The sequence below is a fragment of the Mesorhizobium carmichaelinearum genome (assembly GCF_900199455.1).
Lineage (GTDB): Bacteria > Pseudomonadota > Alphaproteobacteria > Rhizobiales > Rhizobiaceae > Mesorhizobium > Mesorhizobium carmichaelinearum.
On record NZ_FZQR01000183.1, the window covers coordinates 1 to 399 of the forward strand.

Consider the following 399-nt stretch of genomic DNA (forward strand, 5'->3'; position numbering starts at 1 on the left):
ACATAAAATGATAAATAGTCAATTCATGCATATTATGATTGACCTCCTTCAAACGAACGGTTTAATTGTTCAAGCATAGGAGATAATGATGTATAGTTTGGTATTGCAACTGTGAAACCTTTATAATCCATAGTCTTTGCCGTTGCTTTATAAATATCACGCTAAACTATAATTGGTACTTAAACCTCTGCTAACTTCAATCGCAATTGAAGTTCTTCTGCTCGTGTACCTGTCACGATGATAGCTTCAATTTGTTGCTTAGATAATTTTTCAAAATCTGCATCATAAATCCATGAAGTATCTCGACCATCTGCAGCGTTATCATTTAGCGAAATAACATACACTTTTTCGCCTTCTAATTGTTCACCAACTGATAAACTTGCATTCATTCCTGCAGGG

Annotated in this window: 1 protein-coding gene; it reads right to left on the reverse strand. The window is 34.6% G+C overall.

Annotated features, from left to right (window positions below):
- Positions 1–179: 179 nt before the first annotated feature.
- The coding region (locus CKW40_RS46315) for a DUF1727 domain-containing protein (protein WP_500684307.1) at positions 180–399 on the reverse strand (220 nt) is incomplete at its 5' end.